This is a genomic window from Geothrix rubra (assembly GCF_030268065.1).
Classification (GTDB): domain Bacteria; phylum Acidobacteriota; class Holophagae; order Holophagales; family Holophagaceae; genus Geothrix; species Geothrix rubra.
In genome coordinates this window covers 72,130-95,472 of record NZ_BSDD01000001.1, presented here as the reverse complement: position 1 = coordinate 95,472, position 23,343 = coordinate 72,130, and the positions used below count along the sequence as shown (strand labels likewise).

At 70.1% G+C, this 23,343-nt stretch carries 14 protein-coding genes and 1 pseudogene; 6 read left to right on the top strand and 9 right to left on the bottom strand.

All coding sequences use genetic code 11. The features are described from left to right. Window positions 1-256 precede the first annotated feature (256 nt). From QSJ33_RS00345 to QSJ33_RS00330, 4 genes are all read left to right on the top strand, one after another. Window positions 257-937, top strand: coding sequence for a TonB family protein (locus tag QSJ33_RS00345; protein ID WP_285722023.1), 681 nt, complete (start codon window positions 257-259; stop codon window positions 935-937). A gap of 93 nt (window positions 938-1,030) precedes the next feature. Beyond that, window positions 1,031-1,753 (top strand): MotA/TolQ/ExbB proton channel family protein, encoded by a 723-nt coding sequence (locus QSJ33_RS00340; RefSeq protein ID WP_285722022.1) that lies wholly within the window; start codon window positions 1,031-1,033, stop codon window positions 1,751-1,753. Between the two features lie 57 nt (window positions 1,754-1,810). After that, entirely contained in the window at window positions 1,811-2,308 is a 498-nt protein-coding gene (locus tag QSJ33_RS00335) for an ExbD/TolR family protein (RefSeq protein WP_285722021.1), read from the top strand. Further along, window positions 2,308-2,820, top strand: a complete 513-nt coding sequence (locus tag QSJ33_RS00330; RefSeq protein ID WP_285722020.1) for an ExbD/TolR family protein — start codon at window positions 2,308-2,310, stop codon at window positions 2,818-2,820. The genes QSJ33_RS00335 and QSJ33_RS00330 overlap by 1 nt, the downstream gene beginning before the upstream one ends. 48 nt (window positions 2,821-2,868) lie before the next feature. Here the strand turns inward: QSJ33_RS00330 and QSJ33_RS00325 are convergent, their stop codons facing one another. The 6 genes from QSJ33_RS00325 to QSJ33_RS00300 form a co-directional block, all read right to left on the bottom strand. Beyond that, window positions 2,869-3,762: a DMT family transporter gene (locus tag QSJ33_RS00325; RefSeq protein ID WP_285722019.1), complete on the bottom strand. Its 894-nt coding sequence runs from the start codon at window positions 3,760-3,762 to the stop codon at window positions 2,869-2,871. 91 nt (window positions 3,763-3,853) lie between these two features. Beyond that, the gene (locus tag QSJ33_RS00320) at window positions 3,854-5,332 is read right to left on the bottom strand and encodes a DUF512 domain-containing protein (protein WP_285722018.1); all 1,479 of its coding nucleotides are present in this window, start codon (window positions 5,330-5,332) and stop codon (window positions 3,854-3,856) included. 107 nt (window positions 5,333-5,439) lie between these two features. Next, window positions 5,440-6,807: an outer membrane protein assembly factor BamB family protein gene (locus QSJ33_RS00315; RefSeq protein ID WP_285722017.1), complete on the bottom strand. Its 1,368-nt coding sequence runs from the start codon at window positions 6,805-6,807 to the stop codon at window positions 5,440-5,442. Window positions 6,808-7,025: 218 nt separating this feature from the next. Further along, complete coding sequence (locus tag QSJ33_RS00310; protein ID WP_285722016.1) at window positions 7,026-9,065, bottom strand: elongation factor G; 2,040 nt, start codon at window positions 9,063-9,065, stop codon at window positions 7,026-7,028. Between the two features lie 224 nt (window positions 9,066-9,289). After that, the gene (locus QSJ33_RS00305) at window positions 9,290-11,653 is read right to left on the bottom strand and encodes a 3-hydroxyacyl-CoA dehydrogenase/enoyl-CoA hydratase family protein (protein ID WP_285722015.1); all 2,364 of its coding nucleotides are present in this window, start codon (window positions 11,651-11,653) and stop codon (window positions 9,290-9,292) included. A gap of 34 nt (window positions 11,654-11,687) precedes the next feature. Beyond that, entirely contained in the window at window positions 11,688-12,836 is a 1,149-nt protein-coding gene (locus QSJ33_RS00300) for a thiolase family protein (RefSeq protein WP_285722014.1), read from the bottom strand. A 233-nt stretch (window positions 12,837-13,069) separates the two neighbouring features. On the opposite strand from QSJ33_RS00300, the gene glgC reads away from it, so the two are divergent. After that, complete coding sequence (glgC, locus tag QSJ33_RS00295; RefSeq protein WP_285722013.1) at window positions 13,070-14,329, top strand: glucose-1-phosphate adenylyltransferase; 1,260 nt, start codon at window positions 13,070-13,072, stop codon at window positions 14,327-14,329. Window positions 14,330-14,331: 2 nt separating this feature from the next. Beyond that, window positions 14,332-15,768, top strand: a complete 1,437-nt coding sequence (glgA, locus tag QSJ33_RS00290) for a glycogen synthase GlgA (RefSeq protein ID WP_285723407.1) — start codon at window positions 14,332-14,334, stop codon at window positions 15,766-15,768. A gap of 417 nt (window positions 15,769-16,185) precedes the next feature. Here the strand turns inward: glgA and glgP are convergent, their stop codons facing one another. The 3 genes and pseudogenes from glgP to QSJ33_RS00275 form a co-directional block, all read right to left on the bottom strand. After that, complete coding sequence (glgP, locus tag QSJ33_RS00285; protein WP_285722011.1) at window positions 16,186-18,309, bottom strand: alpha-glucan family phosphorylase; 2,124 nt, start codon at window positions 18,307-18,309, stop codon at window positions 16,186-16,188. A 32-nt stretch (window positions 18,310-18,341) separates the two neighbouring features. Next, the gene (glgB, locus tag QSJ33_RS00280; RefSeq protein ID WP_420801371.1) at window positions 18,342-20,474 is read right to left on the bottom strand and encodes a 1,4-alpha-glucan branching protein GlgB; all 2,133 of its coding nucleotides are present in this window, start codon (window positions 20,472-20,474) and stop codon (window positions 18,342-18,344) included. Continuing rightward, window positions 20,363-23,248 (bottom strand): annotated as a pseudogene (locus QSJ33_RS00275) (amylo-alpha-1,6-glucosidase); the annotation flags it as partial. The pseudogene QSJ33_RS00275 and the gene glgB, both read right to left, overlap by 112 nt. Window positions 23,249-23,343 lie beyond the last annotated feature (95 nt).

The window sequence follows — 23,343 nt, the reverse complement described above, 5'->3', positions numbered from 1 at the left end:
TTGACCCGGGGGCGGTCCTTTGCCATCTTAGCCGTTGGGCTTGCCCCAGTTCTTTATCCCACTTTCATGAAGCCGGATTGGTGATCCCGCCAGTTCGGCTCGCTGTTTTTCCCCGGATCTTTAAGGGAGTCGCATGAGCAAAGATCCCAAAAAACCTGCCCCCGCAAAGCCGGCCGCTCCCGTAGAGACGCTGGAGGATGCCGTCTATCGCACCTCCTTGTCTGCGGGGAACGAGGCCATTCGGCGGGGAAACCCTATGGTGACCGTCCCGACGACGATCGCCATGTACTGCCTCTTTGGTTTCGTGGCCTTCCAGCTGGCGAAGCAGACCGAGGCCGGCAAGAAGGTCATCAAGACCGTGGGCATCGATCTGGCCGAGACGGTCGACGCGCCGCCGCCGCCGCCTCCGCCGCCGCCTCCGCCGCCGCCGCCGCCGCCGCCGCCGCCGGCTGCCGCGACCAGCACGGCCAAGGTGGATACGACTCCCATCGACCCGCGGCAGGAAGTGGTGCCTGAGACGGTGCCCAAGGAGCTGCCCAAGCAGGACAACTCCCTCGGCGGCGTTCCCGGCGGCGTTCCCGGCGGTGTCCCGGGTGGCGTGATCGGCGGCGTGGTCGGTGGTGTGGTCGGCGGGGTCGTCGGCGGCACGGGCCGGGTCGTGGATTTCGACTTCAGCCAGATCAAGGTGAAGTACCAGCCGCCTCCGCCCCCCTACCCGCCCCTCGCCAAGATCGCCAAGATCCAGGGCGTCGTGGTCGTGGAGATCGTCGTCGGTCCCGATGGCGTCCCCACCTCGGCCACCGCGAAGGAGGGTCCTCCCCAGCTGCGGCCCACGGCCGAGGCCTATGCCATGCAGTGGAAGTTCGAGCCGGCCATGCTGAACGGCGTGCCGCAGTACGCCCGCTTCAAGCTGACCATGCCCTTCCGCCTCCGGTAGGGCGCCCCGCCTGATCCGGCACCACATGACGGGCGGACTTCCGCCGAACGCAACCCTCCCTACGCCACTTCACTCTCTTACAAGGAAACCCCAATGAACCTGCTTGCTTCCCCCCTGGTGATCGCGCTTGCCGAAGGGCAGGGCTTCTCCCCGATGGAGATCTGGCACGCCGCCTCCATCTTCAACAAGTTCATCATCATCCTGCTCTTCGTCCTGATCGCCCTTCAGATCTACGTCGCCATCGAGCGCTTCGTGACCTACGGGCAGAGCAACGCCGCCTCCGAGAAGTTCCTGAAGCTCTTCATGGACACCCTCCGCCGCGGCGACTTCGAGGCCGCCAAGCGCGCCGCCACCACCCACAACAAGTCCCACGTGGCGCTGGTGCTGAAGCACGGCCTCGACATCTTCCAGTACGAGAAGCAGCTCAAGACCATGAACCCCAACCATGACGCCATCCAGCCCGTGGAGCGCGCCATCGTCCGCGGCACCGCCGAGGTCGTCGAGCTCCTGAAGAAGGGCATGAGCAGCCTGGCCACCATCGGCGCCCTGGCCCCCTTCATCGGCCTGCTCGGCACCGTGGTCGGCATCATCAAGGTGTTCTCCGACCTGAAGACCAAGGGCGCCGGCGACATCAACGCCCTGGCCGGCTCCATCGGTGAGGCCCTGGCCACCACCGCCCTCGGCCTCGTCTGCGCCATCCCGGCCGTGTGGTTCTACAACCTGCTCACCAACAAGCAGGACATGGTCGTCACCAACATCAACAACGCGGCCTCCCAGATGATCGACGAGTTCATCCGCCGCGAGAGCCAGGCCTAGTCATTCCACCCCGGCCCGGGGGTGCGAACCCCCGGGCCATTCTTCAAGGAGGACACCATGGATGCAGGTGGTGGTTCCAAGGGTGGCATGAAGGCCGACATCAACGTCACGCCGCTTGTGGACATCGTTCTGGTGCTGCTGATCATCTTCATCGTGATCACGCCCGCCGTGAACAATGCCGTCAAGCTGCCGCTCTCCAAGCATGCCCCGAAGGTGGACCAGCAGGAGGATCAGGGGGTCAAGTACCTCACCCTGATGTTCACCTCCAAGCGCGATCCCCGAACCTATGAAGTGACCGGCCCCGGCCCCATCCTGATCGACGACAAGGATGCCAAGGACGAGCGGTTCTCCATCGGCAACGAGGCCGAGCAGCAGAAGCTCATCGACTACATCAACCGCAACGTCTCGCAGCACGTGGACAAGCGGGTGTTCGTCAAGGCCGATGCGGATCTCCCCTTCAAGTACGTCAATGAGCTGTTCCAGGCCTGTCGCAAGGGTGGCGCCGACGAGGCGTCCATCGTGACGGCCGAGGACAAGAAGGAAGGAGGCCAGTAATGGATGCCGGTGGCCCGAAGGGCAAGCAGAAATCCGACATCAACGTCACCCCGTTGATCGACATCGTGCTGGTGCTCCTGATCGTCTTCATCGTGATGGTGCCCGGCCTCGCCAAGGCCATGAAGGTGGTGGTTCCCCAGGTCATCCAGACCACGACCCCGCCCAAGCCCGATCCGAACAATCCTCCTGTCGTCATCAGCATCGACAAGGACGGCAAGCTCATGCTCCAGGCCGATCCCATCGATGCCGACGGCATCAAGCAGAAGCTTCCCGACATCGTCATGCTGCAGCCCCTGGGCTACCGCAAGATCTTCCTGAAGATCGACGAGGACGTGAAGTTCCAGAACGCCGTCGATGCCCTGGACGCCATCCGCGTGGCCTCCGACACGGCGAAGAAGAAGTCCCTGGAGCAGGCCGACAAGTTCCAGGGTCAGGACGGCGGCGACGTGAAGGTGGCCGTCTCCATCCTGAAGCGTCCCGCGGCAGCCACGGCTGCCCCGACCAACGGCTGAACCTGAGCCGCGTGATGGAAGGCCCCGCTCCGGCGGGGCCTTTCCTGTTCAGGCCGTCCTGCGCCGGTGCCCCAGGGCCGTCCCGTAGGCCACGCCGGTCACGGTGAGTGCCACGCCCGCGAGCCCCGCGGTCGTGGCCCGCTCCCCCAGGAGGGGCACGGCCAGCAGGTACTGCACCACGGGCATGAGCTGGAGCCAGATGGCCGCCTCGGCCACGGAGAGGGCCCCGTAGGCCTCCGCCATGAGGAGCTGGCCCGCGAAGGCCAGGAGGCTCATGAGGAGGGCCACCAGCCAGGGGACCAGCCCCCCGGGCCACGGGTCCAGGGCGAAGGGCAGGACCACCGGCAGTCCGGCCAGGCAGAAGAAGAAGAAGATGGTCGGGGCATTGTCCGTGGGCCGGGCCGCCCGGATGGCGTTGGCGCTCACCGCCGCGAACACCGCCGCCGCCAGGGCCGCGGCCTCGCCCGCACCCAGGCGCACGGCCAGGGCGACACCGCCCTGCCCCAGGACCAGCACCACGCCCAGAGAGGCCGCGAGGATGGCCACCAGGAGGTGGATCGTGGGCCGCTCCCGGAACAGGAAGAGAGACATGGCCGTGGCGAAGACCGGGAACAGGTTGTAGAGGATCCCGGCCTCGCCGGCCGGAATGCGGGCCAGGGCGTAGAAATAGAGCACCACCACGAGGCCGCCCGAAAGGCCACGAAGCACCAGCAGGCGGTAGTTCCCGGGCCGGTACAGGCCCGGCCAGATCCGGAAGGCCGCCAGACTCAGGACGACTCCCACGACGAAGCGGATGACGGAGAGGTGCCCGGCGGTGAAGCCCATGCCCGGCTGGCTGAGCTTCCGGGCCAGGATGGCCATGAGGCCGAAGCAGAACGCCGAGCCGGCCAGTTCCATGCGCGCCTGGGCGCGGCTGCGGGACAGGGCGGCGGCAGTGGGCATCCAGGACTTCCTTCGGGTCGTTGCCTCATCATCCGATGCAGGCAGCGAAAGGGGAACCGCAGACGCCCGGCTTTCCGCAGATCGGTCTGCGTCAGGGATTGTAGGCGCCCTGCGGCAGGTTGAGCCCCTCGGGATGGAAGGTCCGGTGCAGGGCCCCGCCACGGAAGGCGCCCCGGTCCGCCGCCTCCAGGTGGTCCAGGAGGTGGGAGAGGTTCGCACCGCTGGGCACGGCGGGGACGCCCAGGTCTGTGGCCAGTTCCGGCAGGGTCAGGTCGTCCAGGAAGGTGCCCTCCTCGCGCACCACCTGGCCGCGGAGGGTGTACTGGTCTGTGGGCCCGGTGTGGGTGCGGAGGCTGGCGGACGGCACCACCACCGCGTCCACCCAGTCCGGGCGGCCGCCCCGGGCCTCGCGGTCCGCGTGGGCGGCGTACTTCAGGTCCTCGCCGCAGAGCAGGCCCGCCACGGTGACGCTCTCGCCGAAGGTGAAGTTGCGGGCGGGGGCCACGCGGAGCTGGCTCCCGACGGCGCGGTTCAGCTCCGCCACCACCCGCGAGAGGGTGGGCGCGAAGCTGGCGCCCGTCAGGAGCAGGGCCCGGCGGCCCGCGAAGCCCTTCGCCCGCGGGCTGCGGATGAAGCGGCGGCTGTGCTCCAGGAAGCGCCGCACGAGGCCCACGCCATTCTCCAGCTGGGCCCAGCTCCGGGAATAGAAGGCCCGGCCGGGCACCTCGATGCCGGCGCGGGTGAACCACTCGTCCGCCAGCAGCAGCCAGGGCTCGCCGTCATTGGCCTTCGCGTACCGCCGCACCTCCGGCGTCCAGTGGGCCACCCACTCCCGGGCGAAGGCGGGGTCCACATCCTGCACGGTGGGCAGGCCGTCGCGGTGCGCCGTGAGGCCCACGGGCACGCAGGAGAGGCTCAGGACGCCGCCTCGCCCTTCCCGGCGACGGGCCCACAGGTCGTCCAGCGTGCGCTGCCAGATGGCGCCGTCGTTGAGCCCGGGCGCCACCACGGCCTGGGTGTGGACGTCGATGCCCCCGGCCAGCAGGCGGTCGATCTTGCGGAGGACGTCGCCCTCCCGGGGATTGCCCACCACCCGCACCCGGGCCTCCGGGTCCGTGGCGTGCACGGAGACGTGGATGGGGCTCAGGCGCTCGCGCACGATGCGGTCCAGCTCCGCATCGTCGCTGCTGGAGAGCGTGGTGAAATGGCCGTAGAGGAAGGAGAGGCGGATGTCCTCGTCCTTCAGGTAGAGCGATTTCCGGAAGCCCTTGGGCATCTGGTGGACGAAGCAGAAGACGCAGTTCTGCCGGCAGACCTTCACCTCGTCCTGGGCCAGGTCCACGCCGAGGCCCTCGCCCCCGTTCTCCACGGTGACCTCGAAGGCGCTGCCGTCCGGCCGGCCCACGAGCAGGTCCGTCTCGTCCCGCTGGGTGACCAGGAACTGGTAGTTCAGCTGGTCCAGCACCGCCTCGCCGTTGATGGCCAGCAGCGTATCCCCCGGGCGGATCCCGGCCGCCTCGGCCAGGCTGCCGGGTTCCACGGTGATGATCTGCACGCCCTTCTGCGCCAAGCCGACTCCCTGCTCCGGATCCCTGGGGAAATCCGGAGATTGATTGTCTCACCGCAGGGAGAGAATGGCTTCCTCTAACTCCGGCCCCGCAGGGCCGGAGCGGATTCTCACTTCAAGCAGACCAGCTCGTCATCCTTGCCGGGAACCAGGATGCCCGCCCCATCGGCCACGAACAGCCCGTCGCCGGGCTTCACCCGGGCGGTGAAGGACCAGTTCTCCTTGCCGGTGGCGGGGTCCAGGGCGCGCAGCACGGTGGTCTTCCCCTCGGGACAGGCCGCCAGGAGCTGACTGCCGACCATCGTCGGCGGCCAGGGTGCGGGCTTGGCCATGGGCGATTCCCAGACCTGCTTGCCATCCACCGCCTCCAGGCAGCGGACGGCCCCGTCCACCGCCAGGTAGACCCGACCATCCTGGACCCAGGGCAGGCTGCCGACCCCCTTCCGCTCCCAGACCGGATGGCCCGTCGCCGGATCGAGGGCCACGAGGGTCACCCCACCGAACATCCCCGTCCGGATGCTGAACAGCCGCGTGTCATCCCCCGTCACGCCCGATCCCACCTCCTGCCGCCAGAGGATCTCCCCCTTGACCGGATCGAGGGCCATGACCAGCTTGTCCGCCGTCAGGCAGTAGCGGCCCTGGGCCACGACCCCCATCGATACCCACTTGCTGGGTCCCAGGTAGGTCTTCCAGAGGGGCTTGCCGTCGGCGACCTGGAAGGCCTGGATCCAGGGTGCCCCGCCCACCAGGACGCGATCCCCCAGGATCATCGGGGGATGGTCGGCCCCGGCGGCGAGGGCCGCCTCCCAGAGCTTCGCCCCGGTCTCGAGGTCCAGGGCATAGAGCTTCCCGCCCGCCTCGCCATCCTGACCCTTGCCGTAGGTGGCCAGGTAGACCCGCTTCCCGTCGATGATCGGGAACTGGACCCTCGTCTTGTTGTTGTCGGCTGAGAAGAAGCGGCGCAGGGCCTCCAGCTGCACCTGGTAGCGCGGCTTCCCGGTCTCGCGGTCCAGGGCCGTGAAGCGGTAGTCCCCCGTGGTGTAGAGGACCAGCCCGTTCGTGATCACCGGTCCGCTCTCGAAGCCCCCTTCCACCGGCGCGGTCCAGCGGTCGAGCCCCTTGTCCCGGGAGCGTGCGAACAGCCACTTCTCGCCGACGGCCACCACCAGGGCCGCGTCCTCGGCACGGTTTCCCGCCGAAGGCAGGGTGGCCCGCCAGGCCTCTCCACCCGGCTTCGCGACCTCCTCGATGGGGGGGAGGTTCTTCTGGTGGGCGGCCTGCTCATTGGCACGCCGGCGCTGGGCCTGCTGGGCCGCCAGCCGGGCGCGCGTCATCTGCATCTGCATTTGCATCTGCATCTGCATCTGGATCTGCATCTGCATGGCCTGGTTCGCGGCGAAGGTGGGGGGCGGCGGGCCCGCCAGCAGGGGCGTGAGGATCAGTGGCGCCGCGGCCATCAGCCAAGAACGGGAGGACATCGTGGAACTCCAGGGTGGAGCCCGGACCTTCGCGAGCGGTTGATGCACGGATCGGATGGCCTGGACGTGGGATGGGATGCCCCCATCTTGTCATGGGCAGGCCTCCCTTCCCGGTGACCCTGGTCAACCCCCATCCCTCGGCCGGGTCGACCCCACGAACCGGCAGGGGCCGCATCCTGCGGCCACTGCCTCCTGCCCTGCCGGGCTCGACCGGGCCCTCAGGCCGTGGTCTTCGCCGCCTTCCGGGCCTCGACGACCTTGTCGGCATCGCGGCCGACCAGTTCCTGGAGGTGGTGGAAGGACCAGGTGAAGGAGCCGACGCCCATGGTGAGGCTGCGGAGCTCCACGATGACGTCGCCCATCTCGGCCTGGGGGATGTAGGCCGAGACGACATCCCACCCGTTCCATCCCGGCTTGGCGTCGAAGCCGAGCACCTGCCCGCCGCGCCGGCCGGTGACGAGCCGCTGGGCCTTGGAGGTGAACTCGCTGGGCACGGAGATCTGCACTTCGGTGATGGGCTCCAGGAGCACGGGATGGCACAGGGGCGCCCCCTCGGTCATGGCGATGCGGGCGGCGGTCTTGAAGGCCATGTCGGAGCTGTCCACGGTGTGGTAGCTGCCGTCCACCAGGGCCACGTGGATGTCCACCACCGGGAAGCCCAGGGGGCCGCGCTTCATCCAGTCCACCACGCCATGCTCGATGGCGCCGAAGAAGTTCTTGGGCACCACGCCGCCCACGATGCGCTCCTCGAACTGGAAGCCGGTGCCCCGCGGCAGGGGCTTGATCTCGAACCACACGTCGCCGAACTGGCCGTGGCCGCCGGTCTGGTGCTTGTGGCGGCCGTGGATCTTGGTGGCCTTCGTGAAAGTCTCCCGGTAGGGCACCAGGGGCGGGTGGGACTGCACATCCAGGCCGAACCGGCTCTTGAGCTTGTCCAGGGCGCACTTGAGGTGGACCTCGCCCTGGCCCCAGAGGACACGCTCCTGGGTCTCGGCGTTCTGCTCTACCTGGAGGGAGGCGTCCTCCTCGCAGAGCTTCTGGAGGGCCAGCGACAGCTTCACGTCGTCCCCACTCTTGGTGGTGTGCAGGCTGAGGGCCAGCATGGGCTGGAGGGGCTCGGGCCAGGTCAGCTGGACCTTGGCCGAGGCCGTCAGGCCCTCGCTGGTCTTCACCTCGTCCATGCGGCCGAGGGCCACCACTTCGCCCGCCGTGGCCTTCTGGAGCTTGATCTGCTGGGAACCGAAGAGCCGGTTGATGCCGCTGACGCGATTGCCGGCCAGGGAGGTGCCGTCGGCCACCTCGCCGCGCCACACACGGGAGATGCTGAGCTTCCCGACGTGCTGGGCGTGGACGGTCTTGAACACCTGGACGAGGGTGCCGTTGCCTTCGGGGATGCCCAGGCGGGCCGCCGTCTCGCCGGCGAAGGGGGCCTCCTCGCAGAGGGTCTGGAAGAGCCGCCGGATCCCCGCATCCCGGTCCGCGGAACCGAAGAGGACAGGCACCAGGAGATCCTCATGGACGTCCTTGGCCATGTCCTCGGAGATCTCCTCCAGGGGCGGCACCACGTCGCCCAGCAGCTCCTCCATGAGGTGGTCGTCGAAGTCCGCCAGCTTCTCCAGCATCTGCTGCCGGGCCTCGTGCTCCTCGGGCAGCACGGACTCGGGCAGGGTGACGAGGTCGGCATCCCGGGCGGCATCGTACTTGTAGGCGTGTTCGCTGATGAGATCCACATAGCCGGTGATCTGGTCGCCCTCGCGGATGGGGATCTCCACCAGCACCAGGGGCCGCTCGGAGACGCCCTGCAGGGCGCCCAGCACGTCCTTCAGCCTCGAGGCGCTGCCGGGGGCCTCCATCTTGTTGACGAAGACCACGTGGGGGACCTTGTGGTCGTCCAGGAACTTCAGCGTGGGGGCCACCATCAGGGCCCGGTTGGGGTCGGGGTCCACCACCACGACGGCGATGTCGGCCACCATGAGGGCGTGGGCCGCCTCCTGGCTGAACTCGACGGAGCCGGGGCAGTCGATGAGGGTCCAGGCCTGGTCCTGGTAGGTGCAGGCGGCCAGGCTGGCCTCCACGCTCATCTGCCGGGCCTTGGCCTCCATGGAGGCGTCGCCGACCGTGTTCCCCTCCTTGACGGAGCCCTTGCGCGGCAGGGCGCCCGCCACGAAGAGAAGGCTCTCCATCAAGGAGGTCTTACCAGAGAGGTAGGGGCCCACGATGGCCGCCACGCGTGGAGTTGACTGGGAATTGCCGCTCACAGTGCCTCCTATGGATTGGGTCCGATTTGGGATCGCCCCAAGTGTTCCGACCTGCCCCACCCCTGGCAACACGAAAAAAAAGCCGCCCGGGAAAAGGCGGCTTAAGTCACAACCTGGGATGGATTTGAAGCTGGATCCGGAGCGGTTTTCAGGTCGTCCCGGCTTCAGTTCCTCAGGGGCTTGCCCGTCTTCTCGGGATCTTCGATCCCGAGACCGCCTCGGATTCAATTCCTCAGGGGCTTGCCCGTCTTCAAGATGGCGTCCATGCGGGCCTGGGTCTTCTCCATGCCGCAGAGGCGCGTGAAGGCCTCCCGCTCCAGCTCGAGGATCCGTTCCTCCGTGATCTCCTGGACCAGGCTGACGTCCCCGCCGCAGAGGATGTTCGCCAGCTCGCCCATGATGACGGCGTCGTGCTCGCTGGCCAGCCCCTGGAGCTGGAAGTCGCGGACGGCCATCTTCAGTGCCTCGCTGCCCCCCCGGCCCGGCAGGCGCAGGGTGCGCTCCTTCACGGGCTGGAAGTCCGCGGCCATCTTGAGGACCTCCTGCTTCGCCTCGTTCAGGAGGAAGGCCTTGTTCATCACGCGGCGATCCGTGCGGCGCAGGTAGCCGTTGCGCTGGGCCTCGTCGAAGCTGGTGTTCACGTTGGCCGTGCCGATGCCCTGGAAGGCCGCCTTCACCTTGGGCATGGGGCCGAGCTGGTTCTGGGCGGCCATGGCGTCCTCCATGCGGAGGAGCATCTGGAGGCAGCCGCCGCCGGCGGGGATCACGCCCACGCCCACCTCCACCAGGCCGATGTAGAGCTCGGCGTGGCCCACGACCCGCTGGCAGGCCATGGTCATCTCGCAGCCGCCGCCCAGGGCCAGGTTGAAGGGCGCCGCCACCGTCGGGAACGGGGCGTAGGTCAGCATGCGACCGGCGTACTGCAGCCGGCGGGCCACTTCCAGGATCTGGTCGAACTGCTTGTCCTTGGCGGCGTTCAGCACCATGACCAGGTTCGCCCCGGCGCTGAAGTGCTGGCCCTGGTTGCCCACCACCAGGCCCTTGAAGCGCCCCGGCACGTGCTTCTGGAGGGTGTCCTCCATCAGGCCGATGATGCCGTCGTCCAGGGCGTTCATCTTGCTGCGGAAGGCCAGGCAGGCCACGTCGTCGCCCAGGTCGATGAGCTGGCAGCTGCCGTTCTCGGCCACCACCTTGCCGCGGCCCTCCTCGCGCTTGAGGATGATGACGCGCCGGTCCTCGAGGATCGGATCATAGGCCAGGGTCTTCGGGTTCAGCTGGGCCACGGGGATGCCGTGCTCCCAGCGGTAGAAGCTGGGGATGCCCTTGGCCAGCATCTGCTCGACGAGGGGCGCGATGGGCTGCCCGTCGAAGCGCATGCGCGCCACGACCCGTTCCACGCCCAGCGTGTCCCAGGTCTCGAAGGGGCCCAGCTCCCAGGCGAAGCCGTTCTTGATGGCGCGGTCCACGTTCAGGGGGCCGTCCGTGACCTCGCCCAGCCGGTTCACGGCGTAGGTGAGGTTGGGGGCGATGCAGCGCCAGGCCAGGCGCCCGGCCTCCGTATCACTGGTGAGGAGGGTCCTTACCTTCTCCGCCGGGTCGTCGATCCCCTTCAGCTCCTTGAGGATCGGCCAGTCCTTCCGCACCTGGGGGACGTACTCGCGCGACGTGGCATCGAGGGCCAGGAAGGTCTTCTTGCCTTTGGCGTCCTTGGGGCCCTTCTTGAAGAAGCCCTGCTTCACCTTGTTGCCGAAGAGCTTGTTGTCCAACATCCACTGGAGGAATTCCGGGAACTTGAAGACGTCGCGCACCTCGTCCTTCGGGCAGAGGTCGTAGACGTTCTTGGCGGTCGCCGCCAGGATGTCCACGCCAGCCAGGTCCGCGGTGCGGAAGGCCGCGCTCTTGGCCCGGGCGGAGGCATCGCCCAGCACCATGTCCAGGACCTCGAAGGGGATCTTCTCCGCCAGGGCCATGTGCAGGGTGGCCATGATGCCGTGGATGCCGATGCGGTTGCCGATGAAGGTGGGGCTGTCATAGGCCGGCACCACCTCCTTGCCGAGGGCCTCCTCCAGCCAGGTGCGGAAGGCCTGAGCCTCCTGTTCGTCCACCTCGGGACCCTTCACGAACTCCAGCAGGCGCAGGTAGCGCACGGGATTGAAGAAGTGGGTGATGACGAAGTGCTTGCGGAAGGCGTCCCCGCGGCCCTCCACGAGCAGCTTGAGGGGGATGCCCGAGGTGTTCGAGCTGATCCAGGCGCCGGCCTTGAGCTTCGGTTCCAGGCGGGTGTAGAGGTCCCGCTTGATGGCGAGATCCTCCTTCACCACCTCCACCACCCAGTCGCAGTCCGACAGGCGGTCCAGGTGGTCCCTCAGGTTGCCGGGCCGGATCTTCTTCAGGAACGAGGGGTGCATGGCCAGGGCCGGCTTGGCCTTCGCCAGGCCCGCCAGGGCCCCTTCCGCCAGCTTGTCCGGCGCCGCCTCGTCGATGACGATGTCCAGCAGCTCCACCTGGCAGCCTGCCGACGCCACGTGGGCCGCGATGCCCGAGCCCATCACGCCCGAGCCGAGTACGCCGATCTTCTTGATGTTCATGTCCAACCTCCAGTCTCGATGTCGTGTGGTTGGATCAGAGCTTCTCGATGACGGACGCGACGCCCTGGCCGCCGCCGATGCACATGGTGGCGATGCCGTACTTGCCGCCGTCGGTCTCGAGCCGGTTCAGCAGGGTCGTGAGGATCCGGGCGCCACTGGCGCCGAGGGGGTGGCCGATGGCGATGGCGCCGCCCCAGGCATTCACCTTGGCGGGGTCATACTCGCCTTCGCGGATCACGGCCAGGCTCTGGGCGGCGAAGGCCTCGTTCAGCTCGATGGCGTCGATCTGGTCGAGCTTCAGGCCCACGCGGCCCAGCACCTTCTTCACGGCCGGCACGGGGCCGATGCCCATGCGGTCCGGCTCCACACCCGCCACGGCGCCGTTCAGGATGCGCGCGCGGGGCTTGAGGCCCAGGGACTTCGCCACGGACTCCTCCATGACCAGCAGGAAGGCGGCGCCGTCGGTGATGGGCGAGCTGTTGCCGGCGGTCGTGAGGCCCTCCGCCAGGAAGGCGGGCTTCAGCTCGCCCAGCTTCTCCAGGCTGGTGTCGGCGCGGACGCACTCGTCCTGCTGGAGGGTGACGGCCTTGCCGTCCAGACCCTTGGTCTCGAAGCGGACGACCTCCTTCTCGAACTTGCCGGCCTTCCAGGCGGCGGCGGCCTTCTGGTGGCTCTGGAAGGCGAACTCGTCGCACTCCTTCCGGGTGAGCTTGTATTCCTTCGCCAGGTTCTCGGCCGTGATGCCCATGGAGCAGTAGGCCTGGGGGTAGTTCTCGCTGAGGAAGGGATCGACGCTGGGATTGAAGCCCATCATGGGCACCTTGGACATGCTCTCCACGCCCCCGGCGAGGAAGACATCGCCGGCGTTGGCGAGGATGGCCCGGGCGGCCATGAGCATGGTCTCCTGGCTGCTGCCGCAGAAGCGGTTGATGGTGGCCGCGGCGGCGGTGATGGGCAGGCCTGCCCGGAAGCTCACCAGCCGGGCCATGTTCATGCCCTGCTCGCCCTCGGGCATGGCGCAGCCCACCAGGACATCCTCGAGGATGGACCAATCCTTGAGCAGGGGCTTGAGGGCCTCGATCACCACCGATCCCAGCTGCTCGGGCCGGGTGGCGGCATAGGCGCCCTTGACGCCCCGGCCGACGGGGGTGCGCTTGGCTTCGACGATGACTGCGGATCGCATGGGACCTCCAGGTGATGACTCTCAGAAGAGCTTGGTTCCGGTGAGCCTAGCATCCGCGCCACGACTGGAAAGTCCCTACCGTAGGTCGGATCGGCCCGGGTCCGGACCCAGGGGCGCCTCACCTTGACGGAACCCACGGATGAATGGATCCTTCTCGGGCACGCGGGCGGCATCTTTTTTTTATGGGTCCGCGCCATCAGCGGTGCAAGGGTATCCTGCCAGGGGAGGGGAGCATGCCCCTCAAAGAGCCCTACCTGAGTCCCCGTCGCATCATGACCGTGGTCCTTGCCGGGGGACGGGGGCGACGGCTGGCCGATCTCACGGACTGGGCCTCCAAGCCGGGCCTCGATTTCGGCGGGAAGTTCAAGATCATCGACTTCACCCTGTCCAACTGCGTGAACTCGGGCTTCCGCAAGATCGGCATCCTCACGCAGTACAACTCGCACCGCCTGCTGGAGCACCTGGAGTTCGCCTGGGGCTTCCTCCCCGGGAACCTCCAGGAGTTCGTCCACGTGTGGCCGGCCCAGCAGAGCCTGGAGAAGGAGTGCTGGTACAACGGCACCGCCGATGCGGTGTTCCAGAACGTGGACAACATCCGCAAGTTCGATCCCCAGCACGTGCTGGTGCTGGCCGGGGACCACATCTACCGGATGGACTACAAGTACTTCCTCCAGGACCACCTCGATACCGACGCCGACATGACCATCGCCTGCCTGGAGGTCCCCCGGCTCACCGCCCGCGGCTTCGGCATCGCCCAGGTGGACGAGGCGGACCGCATCCTCGACTTCGTGGAGAAGCCCCAGGATCCTCCGGGCATCCCGGGCCGGCCCGACAAGGCCCTCGTCAGCATGGGCATCTACCTCTTCAAGGCCGATTTCCTCTTCGACGAGCTGATGCGGGACGCCCGGACGGAATCGGGCCACGACTTCGGCCATGACCTCATCCCCATCCTGGTGAAGCGGGCGCGGGTGTACGCCCACCGCTTCGAGCGGAGCTGCATCCCCAACCCCCTGAACACCGAGCCTTATTGGCGGGACGTGGGGACCGTGGATGCCTACTGGGAGGCCAACATGGACCTGGTGTCCGTGCAGCCCGCCCTGAACCTCTACGACTACAGCTGGCCCATCTACACCCATCAGGAACAGCTCCCGCCGGCGAAGATCGTCCACCGCGACGATGTCCGCCAGGGCTCGGCCATCAGCAGCCTCATCTCGGGCGGGTGCATCGTCTCGGGGGCCCACATCCGGGATTCCCTCCTCTTCACGCGGACCCGCGTCCACTCCTACGCCCAGCTGGAGGAGGCCGTGATCCTGCCCATGGCCGACATCGGAGAGCGGGCCCACCTCCGTCGCGTGGTGGTGGACCGCGGCTGCCGCATCCCGCCGGGGCTGGTGGTCGGGGAGGATCCGGAGGAGGACGACCGCCGGTTCCACCGCACCCCCGGAGGGGTCACCCTCATCTCCCAGGCCATGCTGGACCGGATGGAAGAGTGACGATGCGGATCCTCTTCGCGGGCACGGAGCTCTTCCCCCACGTGAAGGTGGGCGGCCTTGCGGACGTGCTGGCGGCCCTGCCCAAGGCCCTCCGGAACCTGGGGACGGACACCCGCCTGCTGCTGCCCGGCTACCCGTCCCTGATGCGCGAGGTGGGGCCCCTGGAACCCGTCCTCGCCCTGGGCGACCTCATGGGCGGTGGACAGGCCCGGGTGCTGCTGGGTCGCAGCCCCGCCGGCCAGCCGCTCTACCTCCTGGACCAGCCGGCCTTCTTCGGCCGCGGGACGCCCTACGGCGCCGCCGGCGACCTGCCCCTCCGCTTCGGAGCCCTCTCCTGGGCCGCCGCCCACCTGGGCCGCCACGGGGACGGCCAGGGCTGGAAGCCGGAGATCGTCCACGCCCACGACTGGCCCACGGGCCTGGCCCCGGCCTACCTGGCCCTAGAGGAGGGCCCGCGCCCCCGCACCGTCTTCACCATCCACAACCTGGCCTACCAGGGGCTCTTTCCCGCCGACCTCCTGGCGCCGCTCGGCCTCCCCGCCGCCTCCTTCCACCCCGACGGCCTGGAATTCTACGGGAAGCTCGGCTTCCTGAAGGCGGGCCTCGTGTACGCCGACCGCCTCTCCACCGTGAGCCCCACCTACGCCCGGGAGATCCTCGGCCCCGAGGGGCTGGGCCTGGCGGGCCTGCTCCAGCAGCGGAACGGAGAACTCCGGGGCATCCTCAACGGTGTGGACGACGAGGTGTGGAACCCGGCCACCGATCCCCACCTGCCCCACCCCTTCGGCCCCACCGGCCTGGCCGCCCGGGCCGCCGGCAAGCTCGAGCTGCAACGGGAGCTGGGCCTCCGGGTGGATGCGGAGCAGCCCCTCTTCGCCATCGTCAGCCGCTTCGCCGCCCAGAAGGGGCTCGACCTCGTCCTGGACGACCAGGCCTGGTTCGCGGCGCAGAACGCCCAGCTGGCGGTGCTGGGCCAGGGCGATCCCGAGCTGGAGGCCCGGTTCCTGGCGGCGGCCCGCCTGCACCCCAGCCGTGTGGTGGCCCGGATCGGCTTCGACGAAGGCCTCTCCCACCGGATCTACGGGGGGGCCGACGCCATCCTCGTGCCCAGCCGGCAGGAACCCTGCGGCCTCACCCAGCTGTACGCCCTCCGGTACGGGGCCCTGCCGGTGGTGCGCGCGACCGGGGGCCTGGCGGACACCGTCGTGGACGCCACCCCCGAGGCCATCGGCGCGGGGCGTGCCACCGGATTCGCCTTCCAGGAGGCCCGGGCGGGCGGCCTGGCCGGGGCCCTGGACCGGGCGATCGCGATGTACCGGGACCGCCGGGAGACCTGGACGGAGCTCCAGAGGCGCGGCATGGCCCAGGATTTCGGCTGGCCCAGGGCGGCCCGCGAGTACCTCGACCTCTACGAGGAGCTGCTGCGCTCCGGTGATTGAGGCGGCCTTAGAGTGCCTAACAAAACCCCGACGGGGCCGCGAGAAAGCCAGGTGCGATGCACCGCAGATATCTTTATGTCTCGCGTATCGCCGAAGGCGATACCGAGAGGGAAGGGCCCGCAGGGCGATGCGGGACATCGTTCAAGGGCCCTGACGCCGCGGGGCGCCCACCTGGCTTTCTCCCTCCGGGCGAGGGCCGGCGGGGAGGCTCCACCTCCGCGAGCTTGCGAGCGGGAGGGCCCTGCGAGGCAGGGCCCGTCAGGTGGAGGGGCGATGCCGCTACGCCCTCCGTCTGACGGCACGCTTTGCGTGCCTCCCACTCGCCCGCGGCTCGTGGAGCCGGAGCCTCCCTCGCGTTCCTCGCCTCGCTCGCCCGGCGGCCCTCGCGCGGCCTTGTGGGGGTTTTGTTAGGCACTCTTAAGCCGGCGGCATCTGGCAGGAGGCCGCCACCGCCGCGGGCAGGTAGCAGTGCCGCACGTAGTCCATCACCATGCGGTCGGAGTTGAAGCGCCAGGCCAGGGTCCGGATGGAGCGCTTCACCCGCTTCACCCACGCCCTGGGAACGCCGGCGGGGTCGCGGTCGTAGTAGCAGGGCACCACCTCCTCCTCCAGCACCCGGAAGAGGGCCTCCGCGTCACGCCGGTCCTGGATCTCGGGGTCCGCGTGGGACTCGCCACTGCCGATCGCGAACCCGTTCTGCCCATCGAAAGCCTCCGCCCACCAGCCGTCCAGCACCGAGATGTGGAGGGCGCCGTTCAGGACCGCCTTCATGCCGCTGGTGCCGCAGGCCTCCAGGGGGCGCACCGGGTTGTTGAGCCAGGCGTCCACGCCCTGGTAGAGGTTGCGGCCCACGTGGATGTTGTAGTTCTCGACGAAGACGATCCGGTTCCGGAAGCGGGGATCCTCCAGGAGGCGGTTCACCTTCTGGATGAGGGCCTTCCCCGTCTGGTCCGCCGGGTGCGCGCGGCCGGCGAAGATGAGGTTCACGGGCCGGGTGGGATGGTTCACCAGGGCCGCCAGGCGGTCCGGATCCGTGAAGAGCAGGTCCGGCCGCTTGTAGGGGACGAAGCGGCGGGCGAAGCCGATGGTGAGGGCGTCGGGATCGAGGGGCGGCGGGTCCACGGGCGGCAACCCCTGGTGGGCCCGGGTGGCCGCCACGCGCCCGCGGATGAACCGGACCAGCCTCGCCTTGAGCACCTGCTTGATCTCCCAGATCTCGGCCGAGTCGACGCCTTCGATCCTCGTCCAGAGGTCGGGGTGGACCATGCCGTCCAGCCAGTTGGTGCCGATGCGCGCCTCGAAGAGCTGGTCCATCTCCGTGGCCAGCCAGGTGGACACGTGCACGCCGTTGGTGATGTGGCCGATGGGGACCTGGGCTTCGGGCCGCCCGGGCCAGAGGCTGGTCCACATGGCCCGGGACACCACGCCGTGGAGGGCCGAGACGCCATTGGCCCGGCTGGACTGCCGGAGCGCGAGCACCGTGGGCATGAAGGGCGAGCCATGATCCGCCGGGTTCACCCGGCCGAGGGCCATGAGGTCCTGGACGGGAAGCCGCAATCCCTCGGCCAGGGGACGCAGGTGCTCCTCCGCCAGGTCCGCCGGGAACCGGTCGTGGCCCGCGTCCACCGAGGTGTGCGTCGTGAAGACCGTGGCCGCGGCGGCCTCCTTCAGGGCGGCCCAGGGGTCGAGGCCGTCGGCCTGCACCCGGTGGCGGGCCCGCTCCAGCACCGCGAAGGCGGTGTGCCCCTCGTTCAGGTGGAACACGCTGGGGGTGATCCCCACGGCCCGCAGGGCCCGGGCGCCGCCGACCCCGAGCATCAGCTCCTGTTCGATGCGCATGCGCTGGTCGCCCCCGTAGAGGCGGGCCGCAAGGGCCTGGTCCGTCTCGCTGTTCGCCGGATCTCGGGTGTCGAGCAGGAGGAGCCGCACCCGCCCCACGCAGGCCTCGAGCACCTGGGCCCAGACCGTCCGGCCCGGCATCTCCACCCCCACCCGGGCGGGCTCGCCCCTGGGCGTGAGCGAGGGCCGCAGGGGAAGATCCTTCAGGTCGAAGGGCTCCAGCACGTCCTGCTGCCAGAACGTGCCGTCCAGCACCTGGCTGGTGTAGCCCTGGTGGTAGAGCAGTCCCACGCCCACCAGGGGCACGCCCAGGTTCGAGGCGCCCTTGAGGTGGTCGCCCGCCAGGATGCCGAGGCCGCCGGAATAGATGGGGATGGATTCGTGGATCCCGAACTCCGCGCAGAAGTAGGCCACGGGCCGCGTGCTGAGCGGTCCGGCGTGGAAGAGGCCCCAGGTGGTGACGGGGTGGAGGTACTCGTCCAGCTGCCGGAGGGCCCGGTCGATCCGGGCGGGGACGTCCACCTCCATGGCCCGGTTCTCCATCTGCCGTGTGTCGATCTGGCGCAGCACGGAGATCGGGTTGCGGTGGGCGCGCTGGTACAGCTCGAGGTCCAGGTCCCGGAAGATGGACCGCACCTCGGGCCGCCAGGTCCACCAGAGGTTCTGGGTGAGTCGTTCGAGCTTCTGCCGGAGGGGTTCCATGGCTGAGCCTCGATGGTCCGAAGGTGGGGCGCCTATTCTACTCCCCCTCCGGTGGGCCGGAGGAAGACTGCGCCGAGGGGCGGAAGGGTGAGCCGGATCGACTGGCGGCATCCGTGGAGGGGGATGGGTTCAGGGCGCAGGCTCCCGGGGTTCAGGAAGCCCTGCCCTCCGTAGGACGGCCCGTCGGTGTTGAGGCATTCCTCGAAGGGTCCGGGGACGGGCACGCCCACCCGGTAGTCGCGATGCACCAGGGCCGTGAAGTTGAGGATCACCACCGTGAGGTCGCCGGGCGCCGGACCGAGACGCAGCAGCGAGAGCACGCTGTTGGCCCGGTCGCCGGCCTCGATCCAGGAGAAGCCCCCTGGCTCGCAGTCGCCTTCGTGGAGCGACGTCCGCGCCCGGTAGAGGGCATTGAGGTCGCGGAGCAGATCGTGGATGCCCTTGTGGTCGGGCCGGTCCAGCAGCTCCCAGTCCAGGGCCGTGGCGTGGTTCCACTCCCGCTCCTGGCCCAGCTCCGTGCCCATGAAGAGCAGCTTCTTGCCCGGGTGGGCGAAGGTCCAGGCCAGCAGGAGACGCAGGTTGGCGAGACGCTCCCAGTCGCTGCCCGGCATGCGGCCGAGGAGGCTCCGCTTCCCGTGCACCACCTCGTCGTGCGAGAGGGGCAGCACGTAGTTCTCCGTGCCGTGGTAGAGCATGCTGAAGGTCAGCTCGTCGTGGTGGAAGCGCCGGTGCAGCATGGTGCGGGAGAAGTAGAGCAGGGTGTCGTGCATCCAGCCCATGTTCCACTTGAAGCCGAAGCCCAGCCCCCCGGCGCTGGTGGGCCGGGAGACCATGGGCCAGGCGGTGGATTCCTCCGCGATGGTGAAGGCATCGGGATGTTCCGCGTACACCGCCTCGTTGAGCCGGCGCAGGAAGGCCACGGCCTCCAGGTTCTCCCGCCCCCCGTGCCGGTTGGGCACCCACTGGCCCTCCTTCCGGCTGTAGTCGAGGTAGAGCATGGAGGCCACGGCATCCACCCGCAGGCCGTCCACGTGGAACTGGTCCAGCCAGTAGAGGGCGTTGGCGATGAGGAAGGTCTGCACCTCCCGCCGTCCGTAGTTGTAGGCCAGGGTCCCCCAGTCCACGAGGCGGCCCTGGCGGGGATCGGCGTGCTCGTAGAGGTGCGTGCCGTCGAAGAAGGTGAGGCCGTGGGCGTCCTCCGGAAAGTGGGCCGGCACCCAGTCCAGCACCACCCCGAGGCCCGCCTGGTGGAAGGCGTCCACGAAGGCCTTGAAGTCCTCCGGCGTCCCGTAGCGGCCCGTTGGCGCGAAGAGCCCCAGGGGCTGGTAGCCCCAGGAACCGTAGAAGGGGTGCTCGCTCACGGGCAGCAGCTCCACGTGGGTGAAGCCCAGGTACGTCACGTAGGGGATGAGCTGTTCGGCGATCTCGCGGTAGTTCAGGTACCGCCCGTCCGGGCGCCGGCGCCAGGAGCCCAGGTGCACCTCGTAGGCGCTGAAGGGCGCCCGGTGGATGGGCACGCGGCCCCGGGCCCCCATCCAGGCCGCGTCGCCCCAGGCGTACCCGCCCAGGCCGTGCACCACCGAGGCCGTGCGGGGCGGCACCTCGCAGCGGAAGGCGAAGGGATCGGCCTTCAGGGCCAGCGGCTCGCCCCGCGGCCCCGTCAGCTCGAACTTGTAGAGGTCGCCGGGTCCCACGTCCGGCACGAACCGCTCCCACACGCCGGAATCGCTGGACCGCATGGGATGGCGCCGGCCGTCCCAGTCGTTGAAGGGCCCCACCACGCTCACGCGCTGCGCGCTGGGCGCCCACACGGCGAAGGCGGTGCCCGCCACGCCGTCGAGCACCGCCGGATGGGCCCCCAGCTTCTCGTAGGCGCGCCGGTGCGTGCCCTCCGACAGCAGGTGGTGGTCCAGCGGCCCCAGCCACGGGGGGAAGCGGTCCTGGTCCGTCACGGTGTCTCCGCCCACAGGCCCTCCGAAAGGTGGCGCCACACCCGCAGCGCTTCCGTGACGCTCCAGGCCTGGGCGTCGCAGCCCCGCTGCGCGTGGGGCGCGTCGCCGTCCAGCAGCTCCGGCAGGTGCCCCACACAGCCCTCGGCGAGGGGGATCTCCAGGCTCCCCAGCAGGGCCCGGGCCGCGGCCACCGCCTCCGGGGCGTGGTCCCAGGCCGCGGCCAGGGCCTCGCAGTAGGTGGGCAGGAGCCAGACCCAGGCGGTGCCGTTGTGGTAGGCGGGCTTGCGCCGGGTGTCCTCGTCGCCCTCGTACCGGCCCCAGTAGGGCCGCAGGGGATCGTTCAGCGGGCGGCCGGCGCCGTCGCGGATCTCAAGCGGACAGGCCACCGCCAGGGGCGCCAGGCTGCGCAGGGCGCCGGGCACCAGCAGGTGCCGGCCCGCGGCGGCCACCATCCGCCGGGCCCGCGGGCCCTGGAGGAGCCCCAGGCTCACCAGGAACAGCTGGTTGGGGCGGAGGTGGTCCTGGGGCGCCGCCCGGGCGGCCGGCGTCCCGGACGGTGCGGCCAGCAGGTCGGCGTACCAGCCGACGGCGGGCAGCCAGAACCGGTCCAGGGCCGCCTCGGCGCGCAGGGCGAGGGTGTCCCAGCCCTCGCCCTGCGCGGGAACGCCCAGGTGCGCCAGCTGGCGCAGGAGGCGGATCCACAGCGCCTGGAGCTCCACGGGATAGCCCTCCCGCGGCGTGCCGGCCGGGTGGTCCGTGTCCATCCAGGTGAAGTGGGCGGGACTCCACACCAGGGCCGAGGCCGGATCCACCCGGATGCCGTTGGGCGTGCCCGCCAGGTAGCCCTCCGCCACGCTGCGCAGCACCGAGAGCAGGCTGCGTCCGCCGGCGTCCGCGGCGAGGACATCCGGGCCCAGGGCCATCGAGGCCTCCTCCAGGGCCAGGGCGAACCACAGGGGCGCATCCGAGGTGTCGCGGTCCGCGTCGTCGGCGGCCGCCAGGCGGTTGGGCAGGGTGCCCCGCCGTTCCAGGGCGCCGAAGGTGCGGAGGATGTCCAGGGCCTCGCGGTGCCAGCCCCCCGCCAGGAGCCCGCGGACGGCGATGAGCGTGTCCCGGCCCCAGTCCAGGAACCAGGGGTAGCCCGCGATGACGGTGGTGCCCGTTCCCCGGCGCGCGAGGAACGCGGCGCAGGCCGTCTCCAGCTGCCGGCCGAAGCTGTCCTCCTCGGGCCCGCGGGCGGGCCGCGCAGCGGTCCCCGGCACGGCGGCCGCGGGTTCCCGCGACTCGGCATCCACCACGATGGACAGCCCCCCGCCCGCCGGCAGGGGCAGCTCGAACCAGCCGGGGCTCCAGGCATCGCCCTGGGCCGCCATGCCCCGGGCGGCCTCCACAGGATGGGGGATGCGGAGGCTCCATTCGGGCTCCGGATGGTAGATGCCCCCCTCGCACCAGGCCCGCAGTTCCCGGCCAGGCGCCGGCCGGAACCGGAACCCGGGCCGGTCCGGCAGGACCCCGGTGCTCGCCTGGAAGTGGGCGTCGAGGACCCCGCTGCAGGTCGTCTCCTCGTGGTAGCCGCGGTCCTCCAGGTCCAGGCGCACCGTGAGGTCCACCCGGCAGCCCTCCGGCAGGGCGCCCTTCCCCGCTCCCCGGGTGAACCGCAGCAGGACGGCGTTCCGGCCGGACGGCATCTCCGCGTCGAGGCCGATGGGCACCCTCCGGCCGTCTCCCGCGTTGGCCCGGAAGACCCAGCGGGCCGGGGGGCCCGGTTCGAAGCGCTCGAGGGTGTCGGCGCCGAGGGCCGTGAGGAAACCGTCGGCGATGACCCAGGCCCGGAGCCGCTTGGCCAGCACGTGGCGGTCGCAGGGCAGGTCCGGATGGAGGTTCGCGCCCAGCAGGCAGTCGTACTTGGAGCCGATGGCGCCGAGGTCGGCGTGGAGCCGCGCCATGCCCCCGCGCCCGTTGGTGAGGAGGGCCAGGCCCCGTTCCCCGTGGCCCAGGAAGCGCGGGAGGCCGGCGCAGAAGCGCAAGGTCCCGCACACCGGCGGCCCCGCCTCGCCGAAGCGGTCCAGGTGGAGCTCGGCCTCCCCGTCTCCGTCCGGGCCGCGCGGCGGCAGGGCGGCCCAGTGCCGGCCGGCGGCGGGAATCGAGCGCAGGTTCAGGTCCAGGAGCCCCGCCTGGCGGAGGGTGGCCGAGAAGGGCAGGTCGTCCGCCACGAGCACCCAGTGGCCCGGCGGCACGGGGACGCTGCGGGCGGTGTCCGCCGGCCCCCAGGCCACCACGGGCGGGTAGCGGTCCCCAGCCGAGGCGGCGTCCAGGGCGGCGAGCAGGTCCCCCGTGGCCCGGGCGGGATCCAGGCGCGTGAGGGCGGCGAGGAAGGCGGCCGGATCCCGATCCACCCGCTCGGCCAGGCAGCGCCAGTCGCAGGGGCCGATGGCCTCGGCGGGCAGGGCCTCCGCCAGACGCTGGACGGCCCAGGCGGCCTGGGCCCGCCGGGCGCGGTAGGCCTCGCCCGCAAGCCCCTGCGGCACGGGCTGGGGGGCCAGGCAGTGGGCGGCCCCGGGCTGGAGCGTGAACCGCACGCGGCCCTCCACCCGCTGCAGCCCGGGCGGGGGGCCCAGGAGGTCGTGGGCCGGGGCGCCGAGGGCGGTCCAGTCGGCCGCGGCCAGATCCAGGTCCCGGGCCTCCCGCGCCTCGAGGTTCACCAGCACCAGGCAGTGGTCCAGGCCCTCGCCGGACCGGCGGGCCAGGGCCAACACCGGCGCGTCGTCCGGGCTCAGCCGCGCCACCTGGGCGCCGTCGAAGAAGCAGGGATGGTCGGCCAGCAGCCGGTTCAGGGCCGCCAGCTCGGGCACCAGGTTGGGTTCGGCGCCCCAGGCCAGGCCGCGGGCCTCGTGGACATCCAGCTTCTCCGGCGCCAGCCACTCCACCCCGGCGCTGAAGCCGTAGGCCCCGCACTGGCTGGCCAGCCCGCTGAGGCGGTTGCGCATGAGGGACCAGACCGGGCCCCGCAGGGCCAGGCGGTCGTTGTCGTGGGTCTCGCTGTAGTGGACCAGGGGCCCCAGGCGCGGCGCTTGGCGGAGGC